Below are 1,593 nucleotides of genomic sequence, written 5' to 3'. Positions count from 1 at the left end.
ATCATCAACTAAAGAACCCTCAGCTATAAGCTGAGGGGTTATAAAGTGGAATCGATTAGAAATCGATCATCATTCACAGGTTCACCTTCCTGTTCATCAATATAGTGCTGTATCATTTCATCAGTTATATTACCTGAACTGACCGCCATATAGCCCCTAGCCCACAAATGATTGCCCCAAAATTGTTTTCTTAAATGAGCAAATTCTTGCAATAAAATTCTTGAGCTACTACCTTTTAAATACTGTACTAACTTGCTAAGAGATATTTGTGATTTATATGAGATAAACATATGCACGTGATCACATGATATTTTCCCTGAAATTATATATACTTCATGTTCCATACAAATCTGCCTTAGTAAATCTCTAGCCCTTTCCGCTACTTTGCCTATCAATACTCTCTTCCTATATTTTGGTATCCATATAAGATGTACTTTTAAATCATACTGACTATGACTATTCTTTCTATAACTTCTCATGTTTCTTGATATAAATTCATTGCTAAAGCAATTTCATTATATCTTCCCTTCGCCTGAAGGCGAGGGATTTCTTATCCCCGAAGGGGGACATTAAATTAGCTTTAATGAAACTTTGCTGTTCTTCAGTAGAAGATTTAGTACCAAATTCCTTTACCAGCTCATCTACTTTTTTTGTTGATTCAGCTCTTTTTTCTTCGAGAATTTTAAGATTACCATCTGGAGAAAGCATAGCACGAAAATTATTGACTTTCTCAACTGCAAGCTTAGAGATATCATTTAATATATTTGAAGTTTTTTTCACAACTTCTTCTTTTGAGACTTCGCGTTTTTCAGGATGAGCATCTAAAACAGGGGTAATAACATTTTTTAATGCATTAGCTACATCTTGGGCTTTGTTATATATATCATCGCGAGGCTTGGGTTCTTCTATATTCTGTCCTTTTAACCCTTCAGTTAAATTTTGAGTTTCTCTATCTAAAACTGCCTCACTCGCTGCATCTTTAGCTTTTTTAAGTGCTTCTTTCTCAGAGTTATTAATATTACTATTATCGATCCCGCTAGAAACTGCCTTAGTTATTTCAGGACCTCCTTTGCCTTCATAAATACCGTCTACTAATCCTTTAGTCATTAGCTCTTTATCAGGTAAATCAGTCTTACTTTCTGCAATACCTTTTTCCGCTGATGCAATAATAAGTGCTTTACCCGGTAAGGATAAAGAGGTATCACTATGAGTAGCTATAGTCTCACCTACCCCTTTAACAATCTCTGCTTTGTCTTTAGCTTCAAGCGAGCTTCCTGCAACTGTGTTAGTAATTCCTTCAATTATTTCACTTTTTACCTCTACTTTAGCCGTACTATCTAAAACATTAGATGTAATGGCTTGTATGTTTGTTGTTTTTAATTCAGTATTACTGAGAGGATCAAATAAAATATCATTTACTTTTTTTATTGTATCTTTTTTAGTTTGTTCCGCCATAAATCTTATCTAAAATTCTGTTGCATCAATTGTTGTTTGTTCCGGGGCTTAGAACTTGGGGCTTTCTACACCTTTCTTTAAATACAGAACCTAAATAATTTTTTGTTTTTTCCGCATTGCTTAATTCAGAGGCATTAA

At 34.0% G+C, this 1,593-nt stretch carries 1 protein-coding gene and 1 pseudogene; both read right to left on the bottom strand.

Going from position 1 to position 1,593, the window contains the following annotated elements:
- Window positions 1-38 precede the first annotated feature (38 nt).
- The gene (tnpA, locus tag REIS_RS10285; protein WP_008579210.1) at window positions 39-479 is read right to left on the bottom strand and encodes an IS200/IS605 family transposase; all 441 of its coding nucleotides are present in this window, start codon (window positions 477-479) and stop codon (window positions 39-41) included.
- Between the two features lie 25 nt (window positions 480-504).
- Window positions 505-1,593: pseudogene (locus REIS_RS10280) on the bottom strand (Sca4 family spreading effector); the annotation flags it as partial.

Origin of the sequence: Rickettsia endosymbiont of Ixodes scapularis (assembly GCF_000160735.1) — a bacterium.
GTDB classification, from domain to species: domain Bacteria; phylum Pseudomonadota; class Alphaproteobacteria; order Rickettsiales; family Rickettsiaceae; genus Rickettsia; species Rickettsia tamurae.
This window is presented reverse-complemented; position numbering and strand designations above follow the sequence as displayed.